The sequence below is a fragment of the Streptomyces sp. HUAS ZL42 genome (genome assembly GCF_040782645.1).
Classification (GTDB): domain Bacteria; phylum Actinomycetota; class Actinomycetes; order Streptomycetales; family Streptomycetaceae; genus Streptomyces.
Map to the genome: position 1 here is coordinate 4167528 of NZ_CP160403.1, position 18346 is coordinate 4185873.

Sequence of the window (18346 nt, forward strand, 5' to 3'; positions counted from 1 at the left end):
GTGCGAGCAAGACCACTAAAGGGGAAACCGCTACCGGGACCCGAGGGACGTACGGCAGGATCCTCGAATGGAGCGTGTACGTGATGTCTCTGAACTACCGAAAGCCCATCTGCACCTGCACTTCACCGGCTCGATGCGGCCGGGAACCGTGCTGGAACTCGCCGACAAGTACGGAGTGCGTCTGCCGGAGGCGCTGACGGAAGCGCTGACCAGCGGAGAGCCGCCGAAGCTGCGGGCCACGGACGAGCGGGGCTGGTTCCGCTTCCAGCGCCTGTACGACGCCGCACGCTCGTGCCTGCGGCAGCCGGAGGACATCCAGCGCCTGGTCAGGGAGGCCGCGGAGGAGGACCTCAAGGACGGCTCGGGCTGGCTGGAGATCCAGGTGGATCCGACGTCGTACGCGCCCCGGCTGGGGGGGCTGATCCCGGCCCTGGAGATCATCCTGGACGCGGTGGAGACGACGGCGCGGGACACCGGGCTGGGGATGCGGGTCCTGGTGGCGGCGAACCGAATGAAGCACCCGTTGGACGCCCGCACGCTGGCCCGACTGGCCGTGCGCTACGCCGACCGCGGCGTGGTCGGGTTCGGCCTCTCCAACGACGAACGCCGGGGCATGGCAAGGGACTTCGACCGCGCCTTCACGATCGCCCGGGACGGAGGTCTGCTGTCGGCCCCGCACGGCGGCGAACTGACCGGCCCGTCCTCGGTCCGCGACTGCCTGGACGACCTGCACGCGCACAGGGTGGGCCACGGGGTGCGGGCGGCGGAGGACCCGCGGCTGCTGAAGCGCCTGGCCGACAGGGGCGTGACCTGCGAGGTCTGCCCGGCGTCGAACGTGGCCCTGGGCGTCTACGAGAAGCCGGAGGACGTCCCCCTGCGCACCCTGTACGACGCGGGCGTCCCGATGGCCCTGGGCGCCGACGACCCCCTCCTCTTCGGCTCCCGCCTGGCGGCCCAGTACGAGCTGGCCCGGGACCATCACGCCTTCACGGACGAGGAACTGGCGGAACTGGCCAGGCAGTCGGTACGTGGGTCGGCGGCGCCGGACGAGGTGAAGCGGAAGCTGCTCGCAGGGGTGGACGACTGGCTCAGCGGCCCGGCCGCTTGAAGTGGGCGTAGGGCGGATGGGGCTTGAAGCAGATCAGCACCTCGACGGGGTGTCCGCCGCCGGGTGGCTGGACCAGCCTCGGCAGCGACGTCATCAGCGCCGAATGCCCCTTGACGACTCCTTTCTGTCGCGGCCCCCAGCCCGCCGCGTACGCGAAGTCCGTGGCGGTCTCGGCGAAGACGTCCCGGCTGCCGAACAGGAAGAACGTTCGGGCGTGGGTGGTGTGCCGCAGCTCGTCCCGGAAGTCCGGCCGTCCCCATCGCGCGCGCCAGGACTCGGCGTCCCGGGCGGTGCGTGCCTCGTCCGTGCGGACGGTCAGCGGAGTGCCCTGGCGCAGTTTCTGGCGCAGTTCGGGCCACTGGCTGGGCCGCAGGCCGAGGGTGTGGTGGGCCAGCACGAGGTCGACCGGCTCGCCCCAGCCCTCGTCGGGCGGGACCCCGTCGCGCAGCGGCACGTGGACGATCGTGTGGCGGGAGTAGGCGGCGAAGGAGAACAGTCCGGCGAGCCGGTTCAGGCCGTCGTGGTCGCCCAGCAGCAGGCCGATCGGGTCGGGGCCGCGCAGGGAGGTGTGGCGCAGGGGCTGCCGGGGCTGGACGACCCGGCGCTCGTACGGACCGCTCCTGGGCCGGAACTCGCGCAGTCTCAGCCTCATGCAGGGTGCCCTGGGTTCCTCATGTGTCCCAGCGTCGCGGTCCCGGGGAGCCGTCGGCAACGGAAATACCGCTCAGCACGTCCTCAGAGGCTGACGCCCACCGTCACCGGCTCGTTGACCAGCGTGATCCCGAAGGCCTCGCGCACCCCGGCCACGACCTCACGGGCCAGCGCGAGCAGGTCCTCGGTGGTCGCGCCGCCCCGGTTGGTGAGGGCGAGGGTGTGCTTGGTGGAGATGCGGGCCGGGCCGCTGCCGTAGCCCTTGGTGAAGCCCGCCTTGTCGATCAGCCAGGCCGCGGAGGTCTTGGTGTGCCCCTCCCCCGCCGGGTAGGCGGGCGGCTGGACGTCCTCACCCAGGCGCTCCTTCACGCGCGCGTGGAACACGGCGAAGTCGGCGTCCTTGAGGATCGGGTTGGTGAAGAAGGACCCTGCCGACCAGGTGTCGTGGTCCTCGGGGTCCAGCACCATGCCCTTCCCCGCACGCAGCTTCAGCACGGTCTCCCGGGCGTCGGCGAGCGGCACGCGGTCGCCGGGCTCCACGCCCAGCGCGCGGGCGGTCTCGGCGTATCTGAGGGGTGCCGACAGTCCGCCGGCGTCCTCCAGCTCGAAGCGGACACGCAGGACGACATAGCGCTCGGGGTCGGCCTTGAAGCGGCTGTGGCGGTACGAGAAGCCGCACTCGGCGTTGGTGAGGGTGACCGTCCCGCCCGCCTCGCGGTCGTACGCGATCACCTCGGTGATCGTGGCCGAGACCTCCTGGCCGTACGCCCCGACGTTCTGGATCGGGGTCGCGCCCGCCGAGCCGGGGATGCCGGCCAGGCACTCGATGCCGGCCAGTCCGGCCTCGACCGTGCAGGTGACGGCGTCGGTCCACACCTCGCCGGCCGCCAGCTCCAGCCGCGTACCGACGAGCTCGAAGCCACGCGTGGCGATGCGCAGGGCTGTGCCCTCGAAGCCCTTGTCACCGATGACCAGGTTCGAACCACCGCCGATGATCAGCAGCGGCGTCCCGGCGGCGTCGGCCTCGCTGACGGCGGCGATCACCTCGGCGTCGGTCGTCGCGGTCACCAGCCGGTCCGCGGGACCACCCAGCCGGAAGGTGGTCAGCGGAGCAAGGGGAGCATCGTGGAGTTCCTGCACGCGCCCAAGACTACGAGACGCGACTGACAGCCCTGTCCGCCGTCTGCTGAGCGAACCCAGCCGCCCGGCACCAGCCCACGGCGCCTGCCACACGAACGCGAACGGCCCCGCCGCAATGGCAGGGCCGCACGTACCGACGGTTCAGGAGCCGACCCCTTCCAGCACCGGCATGGACCCGGCCGGCTCCGAACCCCCCGCCGCGCGCTTCCGCGCCGGAATCAACAGCGTCGCAACCCCGGCCACCGCCACCACCGCACCACCGGTCACCAGCGCCGGCCGCAGCCCGTCCACAAAGGCCTGGCCGCTCTCGTACCCGCCCTGCGCCGAGAAGATCGACGCCATGATCGCGATGCCCAACGCACCGCCCACCTCCCGCAACGCGTTGTTCGCGCCGGAGGCGATGCCCTGCTCCTTGGGCAGGACGCTGGACATCACCAGGTTCGAGGCCGGCGCGAAGAACAACGCCATGCCGACACCGCTGATGATCAGGCCGGGCAGCTGGGCCGCGTAGGAGACGTCGACCGCCACCACGGAGGCCATGTAGCCGAGCCCCGCCGCCTGCAGGAAGAGCCCCGCGGCGACGACCGGACGGCCACCGATGCGGTCGGACAGGATGCCGGCGATCGGCGCGACCAGCATCGGCATGCCGGTCCACGGCAGCATCCTCAACCCCGCCTCGGTCGGCGAGTAACCGAGCACGCCCTGCAGGAACTGGCTGAGCAGGAAGATCGAGCCGAACATCCCGAGGAACATCAGCATGCTCGCCGCGTTGATCCCGGAGAAGGCGCGGGAGCGGAAGAGCCGCATCGGAAGCATCGGGTTCGCTGCCCGCATCCCGTGCAAGACGAACGCGGCCAGCAGCACGCCGCCCGCGATCAGTCCGGTCAGCACGAGCGAGCTGGTCCAGCCGTCGGCCGGCCCGCGGACCAGACCGTAGACGATCCCGAAGAGGCCGCCGCTGGCCAGCAGGGTGCCGGGGACGTCGAGCGCGGCGCCGGTGCCGTGGGACTCGGCGAGACGCAGCCGGGCGAGCGGCAGCAGGGCCAGGCCCAGCGGAACGTTCAGCCAGAAGATCCACTGCCAGGAGATGTGTTCGGTGAGGCTGCCGCCGATGAGCGGTCCGGAGGCGACCGCGAGCCCGTTGACGGCGCCCCAGATGCCGTAGGCCATGCCGCGCTTGGCGACGGGCACGGCGGCCGTGAGCAGGGTCAGCGTCAGCGGCATCATGACGGCCGCGCCGACGCCCTGCACCGCGCGTGCGGCGATGAGTGAGCCGATGCCGGGTGCCAGGGCCGCGGCAGCCGACGCGCCGGTGAAGACGGTGAGCCCGGCGAGGAACATCCGGCGGCGGCCGAAGCGGTCGCCGAGCGCCGCGCCGAACATCAGCAGGACGGCGAAGGTGAGCGTATAGGCGCTCACGGTCCATTCCAGGTCGTCCAGCGCGCCGCCGAGGTCCTTGCGGATGGAGGGCAGGGCGGTGGTGACGACGAGGTTGTCGAGGGCCGCCATGAATCCGGCGACGCTGGTGATGACGAGGGCCCAGACGGCTCCCCCGCGACGTGCGGGTGGCGCGGTCTGCGCGTGCTGCGCGGTCTGCTGTGACATCGCTCCCCCAGAGCGTCTCGCTGAGCCTGATTAGTTATTGCTGACTAACTTAAGTGGTCATGAAAAGGCACACAGGTGCCTTCCCGTTGTTCCCCTACTTCTCCAGCCGCCCGTCCAGCCGCGCCGACGGATACAGCCCTTCCCAGACCCGGTGCTCGGGCGGAAAGCCCATGGCGACGAGGGTGTTGATGAGCATCCCGTACGCCATGAAGGTCGTCGTCTCGCCGATGTCCGCACCGAGCGGCAGATGGACGGTGTCCCACAACCGCATCCAGCCGGCGCGCACGGCCTCGCCGAATCCGTGGTCACCCTCCGCCTCGGCCGCGGCGACGGCGGCGTACATCTGCATCTGCATCATCAGCCGCTCGGGCCGCTCCACGATGACCTTGGTGTACGCGTTCGCCATGGCATGCAGGGCCTCTTCGCCCTCCAGCCCCTTGGCGGCCTCTTCGAAGGTGCGGATGGTCTCCTCCACGCAGCGTTCGGCGGCCGCCAGGAAGATCGCCTTCTTGCCCGGGAAGAGCCGGAAGAGATAGGGCTGCGAGACACCGACACGCTTGGCGATCGCCTCGGTGGACGTGCCGTGATAGCCACCCAGGGCGAACTCGCTCGTCGCCGCGCGGATGACGCTCTCGCGCCTCTCCTCTGCGCTCATCCTGACCATGCGACGAAGTTAGTACTCAATCACTAACTAAGTCAAGGGTGATACGGGGAACCAGGAGAAAGCGATGCGAGGACCGGGAGAATACGGGAACCGACCGAGAGGAGCATCCGTGCCCGACCTGCGCCAGGCGCGCCTTTCCGACCACGGCACGCTCGTCGAGTGCGTCCAGCGGTGGTGGGGCGACTCACGCACTCCGGAGCAGGCCCGCGAACTGTCTCTGCTGTTGCCCCGGCTGTTCCTGCAGTTCTTCGCCGGCACCAGCCTGGTCCTCGAGGACGACGAGGGCATCAGGGCCTTCCTCATCGGCTTCCACGCCGCGGACAACGACGAGGAGGCCTACATCCACTTCGTCGGAGTGGACCCACGCCTGCGCGGGCAGGGCGTGGCCCGGCACCTCTACACGGCGTTCTTCCAGCAGGCTGCCGAGGCGGGCCGTCGCGAGGTACGGGCGATCACCTCCCCCGGGAACGCCGGATCCATCGCCTTCCACCGCGCCATGGGATTCGCGTTCGAGGAAGGCGACCGGCAGCTGGACGGTGTGCCCGTGCACAGCGACTACGACGGGCCCGGGCAGGACCGGGTGTGCTTCCGCCGCGAGACCGGCGGGTAACAGGCGCAGCCACTGGCGGCCGGGCCTTACACGTAAGGGGCGCCCCGCCCTTGGGAGCACCCCTTACAACGTCGTATGCGTCGGTCCGGCCTGTCAGGCCAGCCGTACGACCGCCCGGGACATCCCGAGCACCTTCTGACCGCCACTCGTCGCGGTCAGGTCCACCCGTACGGTGTTGTCCTCGAGCTTGGCCGCGACCTTGGCGCTGACCTCGATCACCGCGCCCTTGTCGTCGTTGGGGACGACCACGGGCTTGGTGAAGCGGACGCCGTACTCGACGACCGCGCCCGGGTCGCCGGTCCAGTCGGTGACCACGCGGATCGCCTCGGCCATGGTGAACATGCCGTGCGCGATGACGTCCGGCAGCCCGACCTCCTTGGCGAACTTCTCGTTCCAGTGGATCGGGTTGAAGTCCCCGGAGGCGCCCGCGTACTGGACGAGGGTGGCGCGGGTCACGGGAAAGGTCTGGGCGGGCAGCTCGGTGCCGACCTCGACGTCGTCGTACGAAATCCTCGCCGTCATCGGTGTCATGCCGCCCCTTCGTGGGAGTCTGCCGCGCGAGCCACGAGCTTGGTCCAGGCGGTCACGACGTGCTCGCCCGCCTCGTCGTGGACCTCGCCGCGGATGTCCAGGATGTCGTTGCCGGCCAGGGACTTGATCGCCTCGATCGTCGAGGTGACCGTGAGCCGGTCGCCGGCGCGCACGGGACGCGTGTAGGCGAACTTCTGATCACCGTGCACCACGCGGCTGTAGTCCAGGCCGAGTTGCGGGTCCGCGACGACCTGCCCCGCGGCCTTGAAGGTGATCGCGAAGACGAAGGTGGGCGGGGCGACGACATCGGAGTGGCCGAGCGCCTTGGCGGCCTCCGGGTCCGTGTACGCCGGGTTGGTGTCCCCCACCGCCTCCGCGAACTCACGGATCTTCTCCCGGCCCACCTCGTAGGGCTCGGTGGGCGGATAGGTCCGCCCCACGAAGGACTGGTCGAGCGCCATGGACTCGGCACCTCCTGGTTGCTCTACTGACCGGTACAGCTCACTCAACGACGCGAGGCCGCCCCCGATCACTCGGGAGCGGCCTCGTCGTACGAGCCTGATTTATCGCGTCTCGCGGTGCGCGGTGTGCGCGTTGCAACGCGGGCAGTGCTTCTTCATCTCAAGACGGTCCGGGTTGTTACGCCGGTTCTTCTTGGTGATGTAGTTCCGCTCCTTGCACTCCACGCAGGCCAGCGTGATCTTCGGGCGGACGTCGGTGGCAGCCACGTGAGTGCTCCTTGACGAACGGATGGGTCAATTCAACGCAAGAAAGAGTAGCCGATCGAAGGACCGACCCCGCAATCGGCTACTGTGAGTAGCGGTGACCGGACTTGAACCGGTGACACAGCGATTATGAGCCGCTTGCTCTACCGACTGAGCTACACCGCTGCGGTGCGATCCGCCCCCGCCTCGCGGCGGGAACCTCTCTCACCAGAGCCCCAATACGGAATCGAACCGTAGACCTTCTCCTTACCATGGAGACGCTCTGCCGACTGAGCTATTGGGGCGAGCGATGAAGACATTACACGCTCCGCCGCCGTTCACCCAAATCCGTTTCGGGTACCCCGAGCGGGCCGGTTCCACGGTCCTCCCGACGGTCTCCCGCGCCCCTCAGGCCCGCGGAACCACACCGGTACGACTATTGCGCTCCTCCCCGTCAGGTGCGGACCACCGTCCTAGGCTCGACTCACTCTGCGTGATCTTGCGCCGTTCCGGGCGCAGTCCCCGAGCCCCTGGAGCGCGATGCCCGACAGCCAGCCGCAGCCGCCCCACTCGTCGTCCTCGTCCTCGGGGGCCTCGGGCTCGGGCTCCTCGGGTTCGGGCTCGGCGGGACCGGCCGACACGGCCGCCCTCCTGCTGTGCGGGGCACGCCTCACCGACGGCCGGACCGTGGACGTACGGCTGGGCGCAGGACGGATCGAAGCGGTCGGCACGGCCGGCAGCCTGGCGACGGGCACCTCGCGCGACTGCGGAACACGGGTGGACCTCAGCGGCTATCTCCTGTTGCCGGCGCCCGCGGAGTCGCACGCCCACGCCGACACCGCCCTGTCGGCCGACGTCGGCGGCCCCGTCTCGTACGCGCCCCAGGACGTCCAGCGCCGGGCGACCGAGGCCGCCCTCCTGCACCTCGGCCAAGGGTCGACCGCACTGCGGGCACACGTGCGCGTGGGCGACGTACAGGGGCTCGGCGCGCTGGCCGCCGTACTGAAGGCACGGCGTGCACTGCGCGGGCTCGCCGAGCTGACGACGGTGGCGACGCCGCGAGTACTGACCGGAGTGGCCGGCGCCGACGGGCTGGCGATACTGCGCGACGCGGTGAAGATGGGCGCCGGCGTCGTGGGCGGTTGTCCGGATCTGGACCCTGATCCGACGGGTTACGTGGAGGCTGTCCTGGAGGTCGCCTCCGAGCACGGCCGCCCCGTCGACCTCCACACCGACGCCGGCGACCCGGCCCGCCTCGCCCGCCTGGCCGCGATGGCCGGCGGACTGCGCCCAGGCGTGACCCTCGGCCCGTGCGGCGGCCTCGGCCGGCTGCCCGCCGAGGCCGCCTCCCGAACCGCGGACCAGCTCGCGGCGGCCGGAGTGACGGTGGTGTGCCTGCCGCAGGGCGGCTGCGGCGGCGTCGAGCGGCGCGGTACGGCGCCCGTGCGGCTGCTGCGCGCGGCCGGTGTGCGGGTCGCGGCGGGCAGCGGAGCACTGCGGGACGTGTCGAACCCGGTGGGGCGCGGCGACCCGCTCGAGGCGGCGTACCTCCTGGCCTCCCGCCACGGCCTGCGCCCCGAGGACGCGTACGACGCCGTGAGCACGTCGGCGCGAGAGGTGCTGGGGCTTCCCGAGGTGCGCGTGGAGGCGGGTTTCCCGGCCGAGCTGCTCGCCGTGCGGGCAGACCGGCTGGCGGGGGCGCTGTCGCTGGCGTACAGCCGGATCGTGATCCACCGGGGGCGCGTGGTGGCACGCACGAGCGCGGTGCGGGAGTACTGCGACTCGACGGCGAACGCGGAGTTGGGGCTGCCGCGGCAGGGGCGGGGGAAGCTGTCGTGAGGTAGGGGCCCCACGTGAACGCGCGGGCCCTGGTGCGCGGTCGCGGTCGTGCGGAGGCCATGCGGCGGACGGGGCCGTCCGGGCGTACGGTCGAAGACATGCGCATTGTCATCGCTGGTGGTCATGGTCAGATCGCGCTGCGGCTGGAGCGGCGGCTCGCAGTGCGCGGGGACGAGGTGGCGGGCATCATCCGCAACGCCGAACAGGGCGACGACCTGCGGGAGGCGGGCGCCGAACCGGTCCTTCTCGACCTGGAGTCGGCCTCGGTCGAGGAGGTCGCGGCACATCTGCAGGGAGCGGACGCGGCGGTCTTCGCGGCGGGCGCGGGCCCGGGCAGCGGAGCGACGCGCAAGGAAACGGTGGACAAGGCCGCGGCGGTGCTCTTCGCGAACGCGGCGGTCCGGGCGGGCGTACGGCGCTTGGTGGTGGTGTCGTCCATGGGGGCGAACCCGAAGCACGAGGGCAACGAGGTCTTCGACGTCTACCTGCGTGCCAAGGGCGAGGCCGACGCGCACGTCCAGCGTCTGGACGCCCTGGACTGGACGATCCTGCGCCCCGGTTCGCTGACGAACGACGCCGGCACCGGTCTCGTACGCCTGGAGGCGCACACGGGCCGCGGCTCGGTCTCACGCGACGACGTCGCCGCCGTACTCGCGGAGTTGGTGGACACCTCGGCGACGGCCGGTCTCACGCTGGAGCTGATCGGCGGGTCGACGCCGGTGTCGGTGGCGGTGAAGTCCGTGGCGGGGAACTGACGTGCGATGACGGGCTGACCGTCTCCTGGAGCACTCCTAGAACAACGGAAGCTGCCCGGGAAAATCCGGGACCGCGTACCCGTCCAACGAGGCTTGGACGGCACCGAGTTGCGCCTGCCTGCGCGAGCCGGGACACGAGACGAGCTCCCCGCTCTCCCGCGCCCCCGGCGGGTCGTGCCGCGCGAAGCGCCCCGCGACGACGGCGATCTCACGACGGCATTCGGGGCAGGTTCTGCGACGGGCGGACATGGGGCCAGTGTGCCCCAGTGCGCCACGCGGGTACCGCCGCTCCGCCCGCTCACCGCGCGGAAGTGCGATCTGCTCCCTAGCATCCGTTTTGTGGCACATACCTTCGATGAACTGGTGGAGAAGCAACGCGCGGCCAACGAGGCGCACGCGAAGGTCCTGCAACTGCGCGACACCTACGGAGCCCCCACGGCGACCCCGTGGACGGAGACGCAGACGGACACATACGAAACGGCATGGCGCGCATGGCGCGATCTGGCACGGGACGTACAGGCCGCGGTGACCGAGTACGCCAAGGACGAGGGGAAGCCGCGCAACGAGATCGAGGCGGACGTGAAGAGGGAGGCGAGGACGGGCGGCGAGGAGTCGGCCGAGGAGGAGTAGCGCGCCCTGCTGCTCACTCCCCTTCCTGCCGCTTCCCAGGCGTTCGGGACTTCCGGTGGGCCATGGCCTCCGCACCGAAACCGGCCTGTTTCCCTCCTCGGCCAGAAGACCCCGCCAACCGCGTGATCAAGGTCACGAGACCGCGCCACGAGTACACGAAAGCCAAGAGAACAGCGCAGAACGAAGAGCACACGAGCCGACGTGGAAACGAGAGCGGCCCCCGACCAGACGTGCTGGTCGGGGGCCGATTCCCACTAGCGTGGCGGCGCCAGGATTCGAACCTGGGAAGGCTGAGCCGGCAGATTTACAGTCTGCTCCCTTTGGCCGCTCGGGCACACCGCCGGGTTTGCTGCCGCTCGAACCGCTTTTCGGCGGTGCTCCGTGGCAACGACGTAAACGATACCCGATGCCGAGGGGTGCTTCGCCACTCGATTGCTCGCCTCCCGGAGAGGGCTGGGTGGCTAGGCTTATGCGGATGCGGCCCGGGACTCATGCCGGGCTCGGCGGCAGCCCCGTCTACGCCGAGGCGCCCCCGATACGCACCCGATTACGCACCCCGATACAAGGAGCCACAGGACATGGCCGACTCCAGTTTCGACATCGTCTCGAAGGTCGAGCGGCAGGAGGTCGACAACGCCCTCAACCAGGCCGCCAAGGAGATCTCGCAGCGCTACGACTTCAAGGGCGTGGGTGCCTCGATCTCGTGGTCCGGTGACAAGATCCTCATGGAGGCGAACTCCGAGGACCGGGTGAAGGCCGTCCTCGACGTCTTCCAGTCCAAGCTGATCAAGCGCGGCATCTCGCTGAAGGCACTGGACGCGGGCGAGCCCCAGCTCTCGGGCAAGGAGTACAAGATCTTCGCGGCGATCGAGGAGGGCATCTCGCAGGAGAACGCCAAGAAGGTCGCGAAGATCATCCGTGATGAGGGCCCGAAGGGCGTGAAGGCCCAGGTGCAGGGCGACGAGCTGCGCGTCAGCTCCAAGAGCCGCGACGACCTGCAGGCCGTCATCGCCCTCCTGAAGGGCAAGGACTTCGACTTCGCGATCCAGTTCGTGAACTACCGGTAAGCCGACAGGGCGCCGTACGAGGAAGGGTGGGCACCCTGCGGTGCCCACCCTTCTCGCCTGCTGGCTGCGGTCAGGGGCGCGCTAGTTGCGCGAGTTGCCGAACAGGATGCGATAGGCGATCAGGAGGACCAGCGCGCCGCCGATCGCCGACGCCCAGGTCGCGCCGTCGTAGAAGTTCTTGGTGATCGGGTGGTCCATCCAGCGTGCCGATATCCAGCCGCCGATGAACGCGCCCGCGATGCCGATGAGGGTCGTGCCGATGAAGCCGCCCGGGTCACGGCCCGGCAGCAGGAACTTGGCGATGGCTCCGGCCAACAGTCCCAGGATGATCCAGCCGATGATGCTCATGCCCTGAACCTGCCCTTCCGCCCTGTGCCCGCACTGTCCCCGCACCGTGATTTTGCTCCGGACATGCTGTTTTTTTGCCCAGGGCCTGTGCCTTGTTGCGGCGTTTCTACGTGGTTCCCGGTCGTGCTTCGTGGTTCTCGGTCGTTCTCGGCGCGTGCTTGTTCGTGCCGTGTTGATGAAGAGGACGCCACGGCATCACCCGGCGGTTGCAACGATCAGTAGGGTGCCGCTCATGAAACCGTCCGGATCCGATGAGCTGCAGCGCACCCTGGGCGTCCCGGACGCCGTCGTCATCGGACTCGGCTCGATGGTCGGGGCCGGTATCTTCGCCGCCCTGGCCCCCGCAGCGCATGCGGCAGGGTCCGGACTGCTGCTCGGGCTTGCCGTCGCCGCCGTGGTCGCCTATTGCAACGCCATGTCGTCGGCACGCCTGGCCGCCCTGTATCCGGCCTCGGGCGGCACGTACGTGTACGGGCGCGAGCGGCTCGGGGCCTTCTGGGGGTACCTGGCGGGCTGGTCGTTCGTGGTCGGGAAGACGGCCTCCTGTGCGGCGATGGCGCTGACGGTGGGGGCGTACGTCTGGCCGGGGCAGGCGCACGCGGTGGCGGTCGCGGCCGTGGTGGCACTGACCGCGGTGAACTACGGCGGCATCCAGAAGTCGGCCTGGCTGACGCGCGTGATCGTGGCGGTGGTTCTGGCGGTCCTCGCTTCCGTGGTCGTGGTGTGTCTGGGGTCCGGGGCGTCGGATGCCGGGCGGCTGGACATCGGTGCGCCGGATGGGGCGGGCGGCGTGCTGCAGGCCGCCGGCCTGCTGTTCTTCGCGTTCGCCGGGTACGCACGCATCGCCACGCTCGGCGAGGAGGTGCGGGAGCCGGCCCGCACCATTCCGCGCGCCATCCCTCTGGCCCTCGGCATCGCGCTGGCCGTCTACGCGTGCGTGGCGATCGCCGTTCTTTCCGTGCTGGGCTCGGACGGTCTGGGGCAGTCGAGCGCGCCATTGGCCGACGCGGTGCGGGCGGCCGGGGTGCCGGGGCTGGTGCCGGTGGTGCGGGTGGGTGCGGCGGTGGCCGCGCTGGGCTCGCTGCTCGCCCTCATCCTGGGCGTCTCACGGACGACACTGGCCATGGCCCGGGACCGGCATCTGCCCGGCGCCCTGGCGGCCGTGCATCCGCGCTTCCAGGTACCGCACCGGGCGGAGCTGGCCGTGGGCGCGGTCGTCGCGGTCCTGGCCGCCACGGTGGACGTACGGGGAGCCATCGGGTTCTCCTCCTTCGGTGTGCTGGCCTACTACGCGGTGGCCAACGCCTCGGCCTGGACGCTCGATTCGGCTCCCGCGAGCCGCTTGGTACCGGCGGTGGGGCTGCTCGGGTGCCTGGTGCTGGCGTTCGCGCTGCCGAGCATTTCCGTGGCGGTGGGCGCGGGGGTCCTGATGGTGGGCGTGGTCGTCTATGGCGTACGGCGGTGGGTGCGCGCTCGGTAGGGGAGTTGCCCGTCGGCTATGGCGCCGGCTCCCCCGTCGCGCGTATGCGGAAGTCGTCCCACGGAGCCATCTGCAGCTCGTCGTCCATGATGTCGTACCAGCCGGTGCCGTCGACCCAGGCGCGCAGCCAGTCCGCGAGACCGGGGCTGTCCACGAACCAGGCGCGGTCGGATTCGCCCGCGTTCGGTTCGAAGAGCAGGACGGTGGCTTCCGGGGAGCGGCAGTCCACGCACGCGTACATCGCGCAGCCCCAGTGGGATATGGGCAGGACGCCTTCGGGCCAGGGCCAGTCGGGATCCTTGCGGCCGCTCTCGCGGTTGGCGAGGTACTGCGAGACGGCGGCGGACTCCCCCGCCGGCGGGTTGTCGAGCAGGGGCAACAGGCCGTACTCCGGGCCGAATCCGCCGTCTCCTATCCGCACGTAGAGCTCGGCGAGCAGTGAGGGCAGGCGGAAGCCGAGGGACGCCTCGGCGCGGGCGAGCGTGGCCGCGTCCACGGGGTCGGGAAGCGTGGGCCAGCCCCAGGGGCGGGTGTTGCGGGCCTTGGTCTCCACCCGCGCCAGCAACTGCTCGATCTCGGTCATGCGTTCATGATGCAAGCCGCCACTGACAGTCGGGCCGGCCTGTGGACAACTGGCCCCTTGTGGAAAACCGGCAGGCCCGACGCTGCGTCACCAGACCTTGCGCGGCCCTACCAGCGCGAAGAGAACGGCTGGTCCGTGCGGACGATCTCGCGGCCCAGCGGGAGCAGCGAGACCGGGATGAGCTTGAAGTTGGCGATGCCGAACGGGATGCCGATGATCGTGAGGCACAGGGCGATGCCCGTGGTGATGTGAGCGATCGCCAGCCACCAGCCCGCCAGGACGAGCCACAGGACGTTGCCGACGCAGGAGGGGCTGCCGGCGTCGCGGCGCTCGACCGTCGTGTACCCGAAGGGCCACAGGGCGTAGACGCCGATACGGAAAGCCGCGATGCCGAACGGAATGCCGATGATCGTGAGGCACAGCAGGATGCCCGCGGCCATGTAGCCGAGGAACAGCCAGAAGCCGCTCAGGATCAGCCAGATGATGTTCAGAATGGTCTTCACTGGTGGCCTGCCATCTTCTCGAGCCGGGCGATGCGCTCCGTCATCGGCGGGTGTGTGGAGAACATCTTGGACAGTCCCTGGCCGGGGCGGAACGGGTTCGCGATCATCATGTGGCTCGCGGTCTCGATGCGGGGCTCCGGGGGCAGCGGGAGCTGTTTGGTGCCCGATTCGAGCTTGCGAAGGGCGCTCGCGAGTGCCAGAGGGTCGCCGGTGAGCTGGGCGCCGGACGCGTCTGCCTCGTACTCCCTGGAGCGGCTGATGGCGAGCTGGATGAGGGTGGCCGCGAGCGGGCCCAGGATCATGATCAGCAGCATGCCGAGGAGGCCGGGGCCGTCGTCGTCGTCGGAGCGGCCGATCGGGATCAGCCAGGCGAAGTTGACCAGAAACATGATCACCGAGGCGAGGGCACCCGCGACCGAGGAGATCAGGATGTCGCGGTTGTAGACGTGGCTGAGCTCGTGGCCGATGACGCCGCGCAGCTCGCGCTCGTCGAGGATGCGCAGGATGCCCTCCGTGCAGCACACGGCGGCGTTGCGCGGGTTGCGGCCGGTCGCGAAGGCGTTCGGCGCCTCCGTCGGGGAGATGTACAGGCGCGGCATGGGTTGGCGGGCCTGGGTGGAGAGATCGCGGACCATCCGGTAGAGCCGGGGGGCCTCGAACTCGCTGACCGGGCGGGCGCGCATAGCGCGCAGTGCCAGTTTGTCGCTGTTCCAGTACGCGTACGCGTTCGTGCCCAGGGCGATCAGGACCGCGACGACGAGCCCCGTACGGCCGAAGAAGCTGCCGATGACGATGATGAGTGCCGACAGCCCCCCGAGGAGTACTGCGGTCCTGAGCCCGTTGTGCCGGCGGTGCACGGTACGCCCTCCAAGTGGTGCAGCAGGGGAACCCTTTGCTTGCTGATCTCTGGTGCCACTGGTGCCGTGGTGTCACGTCCAGTGGACCCTCCCGTACTGGTCAACGCCAGGCGAGGGGCACTAGTTCCCTTGTGCGTACGGGCCCCGCTTGCGCCGACCGGGTGATGGCCGGGGGCGGGTGGCGGACCGCGGTGTCAGAAGAGTCCTGTGTCGGTGAAGCGCAGGACCAGCTGGGGTGCCCCGGAGAGGGCGATGCCGAGGATGCCGGTGAGGGCGATGGCCGCCGTGAGGGGTGCGGGGAGCCGGTGCTGTTCGGGCTCGCCTTCGGGGGCGCGGAACAGCAGTGCCGTCCACTGGAGGTAGTAGAAGAGCGCGATCACCACGTTGACGGCCATGACCACGGCCAGCCAGCCGAGGCCGGCGTCGACGGCTGCGGAGAACACGGTGACCTTGGCGAAGAGGCCGATGATGCCCGGCGGCAGTCCGGCCAGGCAGAGCAGGAAGAAGGCCAGCAGGAGGGCGGCGACGGGGTTCTTGGCGTAGAGGCCGCGGTAGTCGGTGATGCGGTTCAGGGACCTCGTACGGCCCACGAGTGCGGCCACCGCGAAGGCGCCGAGGTTCACGGCCGCGTACATGAGGGCGTAGGCGAGCGTGGAGCCGATCGAGTGCTCGGCGTCGTCGGAGTAGGCGGCCGCGGCGATCGGTACGAGGAGGTAGCCGGCCTGGCCGACGGAGGACCAGGCGAGCAGTCGTACCGCGCTGTACGCGCGCGTGGCTTGCTGGCGCAGGGCGCCGACGTTGCCGACGGTCATGGTGAGGGCGGCGAGTGCGGCGAGTGCCGGGCCCCAGGCGTCGGCGTAGGACGGGAAGGCCACGACGGTGACGAGGATGAGGCCGGTGAAGCCGACCGCCTTTCCGACGACCGACAGGTAGGCGGCGATCGGCAGGGGCGCTCCCACGTAGGTGTCGGGCACCCAGAAGTGGAAGGGGACGGCGGCCGTCTTGAAGGCGAAGCCGACGAGTGTGAGGACGACACCGGTCTGCGCGAGGGTTTGCAGCTGCCCGTCGACGTCCTGGATGCGGTCGGCGACCTGGGTGAGGTAGAGGGTTCCCGTCGTGGCGTACACGAAGCTGATGCCCATCAGGCTGACGGCGGTCGCGGTGACCGACGACAGGAAGAACTTCAGGGCCGCTTCGGAGGACTTCCTGTCGCCATGTCGCAGGCCGACGAGGGCGAAGGCGGGCAGGGAGGCGACCTCCAGGGCGACGACGAGGGTCGCTAGGTCGCGGGAGGCGGGCAGGAGGGCGGCTCCGGCGGCGGAGGAGAGCAGCAGGAACCAGTACTCCCCTTCGGGGAGTTCCTTGCGCGCGTCCTTGAGGACGGTGACCGACAGGAGCGCGGCGAGGAGGGCGCCGCCGAAGACCAGGAATTGGATGACGAGGGTGAAGCGGTCGGCGGTGTAGCTGCAGACGTCGGCGTGGCCGGTCAGGCAGAAGGTGGAGCGGTCGCCGTCGAGGAGTGGCAGCAGCAGGGCCGCGGAGGCGGCGAGGCCCGCGACGGAGACCCAGCCGAGGGCGGGCTTCTTCGCGTCGGTCACGAACAGGTCGGCGACGAGCACGACGAGTCCGACCACCGCGGCGAGGGTGGGCGGCGCGATCGCGAGCCAGTCGACGGACTGGACGAGGGAGCTCATCGGGTGCCTCCTGCGAGGAGTTGCTGCACGGCCGGGTCGGTCAGGCCGAGGAGGGCCTTGGGCCACAGGCCGGCGACGACGGTGAGGGCGACGAGCGGGGTCCAGGCCGCGAACTCGTAGGTGTGGACGTCGGCGAGCTTGGGGGCTTCCTGAGGTGCGGCGCCCATGCAGACGCGGCGGACGACGACGAGGAGGTACGCGGCCGTCAGCAGAGTGCCGAACGCGGCGATCGCCGTGAAGGTGAGGAAGGCGGGGCGGCTGAGGTCGGCGGCGGGGTTGAACGCACCGAACAGTGCCAGCATCTCGCCCCAGAACCCGGCGAGGCCGGGCAGGCCGAGCGAGGCAACCGCGGCGAAGGCGAGCAGGCCGCCGAGGCGCGGGGTCTTGGCGTACAGTGCCGCTCCCGTCTCCTCGGCGAGGGTGTCGAGGTCGGTGCTGCCCGTACGGTCCTTCAGCGCGCCGACCAGGAAGAAGAGGAGGCCGGTGATGAGGCCGTGGGCGACGTTGGCGAACAGGGCGCCGTTCACGCCGGTGGGGGTGGTGCTCGCGATGCCGAGCAGGACGAAGCCCATGTGGCCGACGGAGGAGTAGGCGATGAGCCGTTTGAGGTCGCCCTTCGCGCCCTGCTTGGCGAGGGCCAGGCAGGCCAGGGATCCGTAGATGATTCCGACGACGGCGAAGGCGGCGAGGTAGGGCGCGAAGGTGTGGAAGCCGTCGGGCGCGATCGGGAGGAGGATCCGGACGAACCCGTACGTACCCATCTTCAGCAGCACGCCGGCCAGCAGGACCGAGCCGACGGTCGGCGCGGCGGTGTGGGCGTCGGGCAGCCAGCTGTGCAGCGGCCACATCGGCGTCTTGACCGCGAGCCCGACTCCGATCGCCAAAACGGCGATGACCTGCACGGATGTGGTCAGCGAATGGCCGTTGTCAGTGGCGAGTGCCACCATGTCGAATGTGCCCGCCTTGATTCCGATCAGGAGCAGGCCGAGCAGCATGACGACGGAGCCGAGCAGTGTGAAGAGGATGAACTTCCAGGCGGCCTGGGTCCGTTGCTCACCGCCCCAGCGGGCGATGAGGAAGTACATGGGGATGAGGACCGTCTCGAAGGCGAGGAAGAAGAGCAGCAGGTCGAGGACGGCGAAGGTGGCGAGGGTGCCGGACTCGAGGACGAGCAGCAGGGCCACGAAGGCCTTCGGGCTCGGGCCTGCCGGCATCTTGAAGTAGGAGTAGAGCGCGCAGAGGAAGGTCAGCAGCGCGGTCAGGACCATAAGGGGGAGGGAGATGCCGTCGATGCCGAGGTGGATGCGCACGTCGAGTGCGGGGATCCAGCTGATGTCGGTGCTGGCCTGCATCTTCGACGGATGGTCGTGGTCGAACCCGAGCGCGAGGACGATCGCGGCGATGAGGACCGCCCCGGTCACGGTGACGCCGTGCCGCAGCACGGCCTGCTCGGGCGACTTCCCCTTCAGCCCGGGCGGGGCCGGCAGGAGAGCGGCGGCGGCGCCGAGGAGCGGGCCGACGACGACGAATGCCAGAAGGAACTGCATCACGGACTCGTTGATATCGATCACGCCTGC

At 70.1% G+C, this 18346-nt stretch carries 21 protein-coding genes and 3 tRNA genes; 7 read left to right on the top strand and 17 right to left on the bottom strand.

The annotated features are described in order from the left end of the window. Positions 1-67 precede the first annotated feature (67 nt). Positions 68-1108: an adenosine deaminase gene (locus ABZO29_RS18915; RefSeq protein ID WP_367321368.1), complete on the top strand. Its 1041-nt coding sequence runs from the start codon at positions 68-70 to the stop codon at positions 1106-1108. Here ABZO29_RS18915 and ABZO29_RS18920 read toward each other — a convergent pair. From ABZO29_RS18920 to ABZO29_RS18935, 4 genes are all read right to left on the bottom strand, one after another. Next, entirely contained in the window at positions 1089-1760 is a 672-nt protein-coding gene (locus ABZO29_RS18920; protein WP_367321369.1) for a hypothetical protein, read from the bottom strand. The genes ABZO29_RS18915 and ABZO29_RS18920 overlap by 20 nt on opposite strands. An 83-nt stretch (positions 1761-1843) precedes the next feature. Further along, on the bottom strand, positions 1844-2899 hold the full coding sequence (locus tag ABZO29_RS18925) for a UDP-N-acetylmuramate dehydrogenase (protein ID WP_367321370.1): 1056 nt from the start codon (positions 2897-2899) through the stop codon (positions 1844-1846). A gap of 141 nt (positions 2900-3040) precedes the next feature. Further along, positions 3041-4504: a DHA2 family efflux MFS transporter permease subunit gene (locus ABZO29_RS18930; RefSeq protein ID WP_367321371.1), complete on the bottom strand. Its 1464-nt coding sequence runs from the start codon at positions 4502-4504 to the stop codon at positions 3041-3043. 94 nt (positions 4505-4598) lie between these two features. After that, complete coding sequence (locus tag ABZO29_RS18935; protein ID WP_367321372.1) at positions 4599-5168, bottom strand: TetR/AcrR family transcriptional regulator; 570 nt, start codon at positions 5166-5168, stop codon at positions 4599-4601. Between the two features lie 109 nt (positions 5169-5277). On the opposite strand from ABZO29_RS18935, the gene ABZO29_RS18940 reads away from it, so the two are divergent. Continuing rightward, the gene (locus ABZO29_RS18940; RefSeq protein WP_367321373.1) at positions 5278-5778 is read left to right on the top strand and encodes an N-acetyltransferase family protein; all 501 of its coding nucleotides are present in this window, start codon (positions 5278-5280) and stop codon (positions 5776-5778) included. Positions 5779-5871: 93 nt separating this feature from the next. Here the strand turns inward: ABZO29_RS18940 and ABZO29_RS18945 are convergent, their stop codons facing one another. The 5 genes from ABZO29_RS18945 to ABZO29_RS18965 form a co-directional block, all read right to left on the bottom strand. Next, positions 5872-6300 (bottom strand): MaoC family dehydratase, encoded by a 429-nt coding sequence (locus tag ABZO29_RS18945; RefSeq protein ID WP_367326176.1) that lies wholly within the window; start codon positions 6298-6300, stop codon positions 5872-5874. 5 nt (positions 6301-6305) lie between these two features. After that, positions 6306-6770, bottom strand: a complete 465-nt coding sequence (locus tag ABZO29_RS18950; RefSeq protein ID WP_367321374.1) for a MaoC family dehydratase N-terminal domain-containing protein — start codon at positions 6768-6770, stop codon at positions 6306-6308. Positions 6771-6872: 102 nt separating this feature from the next. After that, positions 6873-7037, bottom strand: a complete 165-nt coding sequence (gene rpmG / locus ABZO29_RS18955; protein WP_003948671.1) for a 50S ribosomal protein L33 — start codon at positions 7035-7037, stop codon at positions 6873-6875. 89 nt (positions 7038-7126) lie between these two features. Further along, positions 7127-7199 (bottom strand) — tRNA-Met (locus ABZO29_RS18960). A 46-nt stretch (positions 7200-7245) separates the two neighbouring features. Next, positions 7246-7318 (bottom strand) — tRNA-Thr (locus ABZO29_RS18965). Between the two features lie 235 nt (positions 7319-7553). On the opposite strand from ABZO29_RS18965, the gene ABZO29_RS18970 reads away from it, so the two are divergent. After that, positions 7554-8852 (top strand): amidohydrolase family protein, encoded by a 1299-nt coding sequence (locus ABZO29_RS18970; RefSeq protein ID WP_367321375.1) that lies wholly within the window; start codon positions 7554-7556, stop codon positions 8850-8852. 98 nt (positions 8853-8950) lie between these two features. Continuing rightward, positions 8951-9607 carry an NAD(P)H-binding protein gene (locus tag ABZO29_RS18975; RefSeq protein WP_367321376.1) on the top strand — a complete coding sequence of 219 codons (657 nt, stop codon included), beginning with the start codon at positions 8951-8953 and terminating at the stop codon, positions 9605-9607. A gap of 36 nt (positions 9608-9643) precedes the next feature. Here the strand turns inward: ABZO29_RS18975 and ABZO29_RS18980 are convergent, their stop codons facing one another. Then, positions 9644-9856, bottom strand: coding sequence for a hypothetical protein (locus ABZO29_RS18980; RefSeq protein WP_367321377.1), 213 nt, complete (start codon positions 9854-9856; stop codon positions 9644-9646). A gap of 90 nt (positions 9857-9946) precedes the next feature. Here ABZO29_RS18980 and ABZO29_RS18985 point away from each other — a divergent pair, with 90 nt between their 5' ends. Beyond that, complete coding sequence (locus tag ABZO29_RS18985) at positions 9947-10237, top strand: hypothetical protein (RefSeq protein WP_367321378.1); 291 nt, start codon at positions 9947-9949, stop codon at positions 10235-10237. Positions 10238-10497: 260 nt separating this feature from the next. On the opposite strand, the gene ABZO29_RS18990 is transcribed toward ABZO29_RS18985, so the two are convergent. Further along, positions 10498-10579 (bottom strand) — tRNA-Tyr (locus ABZO29_RS18990). A 236-nt stretch (positions 10580-10815) separates the two neighbouring features. Between ABZO29_RS18990 and ABZO29_RS18995 the strand changes: the two genes are divergently transcribed. Continuing rightward, positions 10816-11304: a YajQ family cyclic di-GMP-binding protein gene (locus ABZO29_RS18995; RefSeq protein WP_367321379.1), complete on the top strand. Its 489-nt coding sequence runs from the start codon at positions 10816-10818 to the stop codon at positions 11302-11304. A gap of 81 nt (positions 11305-11385) precedes the next feature. Here ABZO29_RS18995 and ABZO29_RS19000 read toward each other — a convergent pair whose 3' ends face one another. Beyond that, the gene (locus ABZO29_RS19000; RefSeq protein ID WP_367321380.1) at positions 11386-11652 is read right to left on the bottom strand and encodes a GlsB/YeaQ/YmgE family stress response membrane protein; all 267 of its coding nucleotides are present in this window, start codon (positions 11650-11652) and stop codon (positions 11386-11388) included. Positions 11653-11884: 232 nt separating this feature from the next. Between ABZO29_RS19000 and ABZO29_RS19005 the strand changes: the two genes are divergently transcribed. Continuing rightward, positions 11885-13132, top strand: a complete 1248-nt coding sequence (locus tag ABZO29_RS19005; protein WP_367321381.1) for an APC family permease — start codon at positions 11885-11887, stop codon at positions 13130-13132. 16 nt (positions 13133-13148) lie between these two features. On the opposite strand, the gene ABZO29_RS19010 is transcribed toward ABZO29_RS19005, so the two are convergent. From ABZO29_RS19010 to ABZO29_RS19030, 5 genes are all read right to left on the bottom strand, one after another. After that, entirely contained in the window at positions 13149-13715 is a 567-nt protein-coding gene (locus ABZO29_RS19010; RefSeq protein WP_367321382.1) for an SMI1/KNR4 family protein, read from the bottom strand. Between the two features lie 107 nt (positions 13716-13822). Beyond that, on the bottom strand, positions 13823-14218 hold the full coding sequence (locus ABZO29_RS19015; RefSeq protein ID WP_367321383.1) for a YccF domain-containing protein: 396 nt from the start codon (positions 14216-14218) through the stop codon (positions 13823-13825). Then, positions 14215-15075, bottom strand: coding sequence for a zinc metalloprotease HtpX (gene htpX / locus ABZO29_RS19020; RefSeq protein WP_367321384.1), 861 nt, complete (start codon positions 15073-15075; stop codon positions 14215-14217). Before htpX ends, ABZO29_RS19015 begins: the two co-directional genes overlap by 4 nt. Positions 15076-15269: 194 nt before the next feature. After that, entirely contained in the window at positions 15270-16769 is a 1500-nt protein-coding gene (locus ABZO29_RS19025; RefSeq protein ID WP_367321385.1) for an NADH-quinone oxidoreductase subunit N, read from the bottom strand. Further along, positions 16766-18340: a NuoM family protein gene (locus tag ABZO29_RS19030; protein ID WP_367321386.1), complete on the bottom strand. Its 1575-nt coding sequence runs from the start codon at positions 18338-18340 to the stop codon at positions 16766-16768. The genes ABZO29_RS19025 and ABZO29_RS19030 overlap by 4 nt, the downstream gene beginning before the upstream one ends. Positions 18341-18346: the final 6 nt, after the last annotated feature.

Excerpts from the sequence above, each read along its gene's own strand:
- ABZO29_RS19010 (WP_367321382.1), bottom strand. The coding sequence starts at position 13,715 with ATGACCGAGATCGAGCAGTTGCTGGCGCGGGTGGAGACCAAGGCCCGC.
- ABZO29_RS19000 (WP_367321380.1), bottom strand. The coding sequence starts at position 11,652 with ATGAGCATCATCGGCTGGATCATCCTGGGACTGTTGGCCGGAGCCATC.
- ABZO29_RS18945 (WP_367326176.1), bottom strand. The coding sequence starts at position 6,300 with ATGACGGCGAGGATTTCGTACGACGACGTCGAGGTCGGCACCGAGCTG.
- ABZO29_RS18980 (WP_367321377.1), bottom strand. The coding sequence starts at position 9,856 with ATGTCCGCCCGTCGCAGAACCTGCCCCGAATGCCGTCGTGAGATCGCC.
- ABZO29_RS19005 (WP_367321381.1), top strand. The coding sequence starts at position 11,885 with ATGAAACCGTCCGGATCCGATGAGCTGCAGCGCACCCTGGGCGTCCCG.
- ABZO29_RS18970 (WP_367321375.1), top strand. The coding sequence starts at position 7,554 with ATGCCCGACAGCCAGCCGCAGCCGCCCCACTCGTCGTCCTCGTCCTCG.
- ABZO29_RS18975 (WP_367321376.1), top strand. The coding sequence starts at position 8,951 with ATGCGCATTGTCATCGCTGGTGGTCATGGTCAGATCGCGCTGCGGCTG.
- ABZO29_RS18920 (WP_367321369.1), bottom strand. The coding sequence starts at position 1,760 with ATGAGGCTGAGACTGCGCGAGTTCCGGCCCAGGAGCGGTCCGTACGAG.
- ABZO29_RS18930 (WP_367321371.1), bottom strand. The coding sequence starts at position 4,504 with ATGTCACAGCAGACCGCGCAGCACGCGCAGACCGCGCCACCCGCACGT.
- ABZO29_RS18935 (WP_367321372.1), bottom strand. The coding sequence starts at position 5,168 with ATGGTCAGGATGAGCGCAGAGGAGAGGCGCGAGAGCGTCATCCGCGCG.
- ABZO29_RS18950 (WP_367321374.1), bottom strand. The coding sequence starts at position 6,770 with ATGGCGCTCGACCAGTCCTTCGTGGGGCGGACCTATCCGCCCACCGAG.
- ABZO29_RS19025 (WP_367321385.1), bottom strand. The coding sequence starts at position 16,769 with ATGAGCTCCCTCGTCCAGTCCGTCGACTGGCTCGCGATCGCGCCGCCC.
- ABZO29_RS18995 (WP_367321379.1), top strand. The coding sequence starts at position 10,816 with ATGGCCGACTCCAGTTTCGACATCGTCTCGAAGGTCGAGCGGCAGGAG.
- ABZO29_RS18915 (WP_367321368.1), top strand. The coding sequence starts at position 68 with ATGGAGCGTGTACGTGATGTCTCTGAACTACCGAAAGCCCATCTGCAC.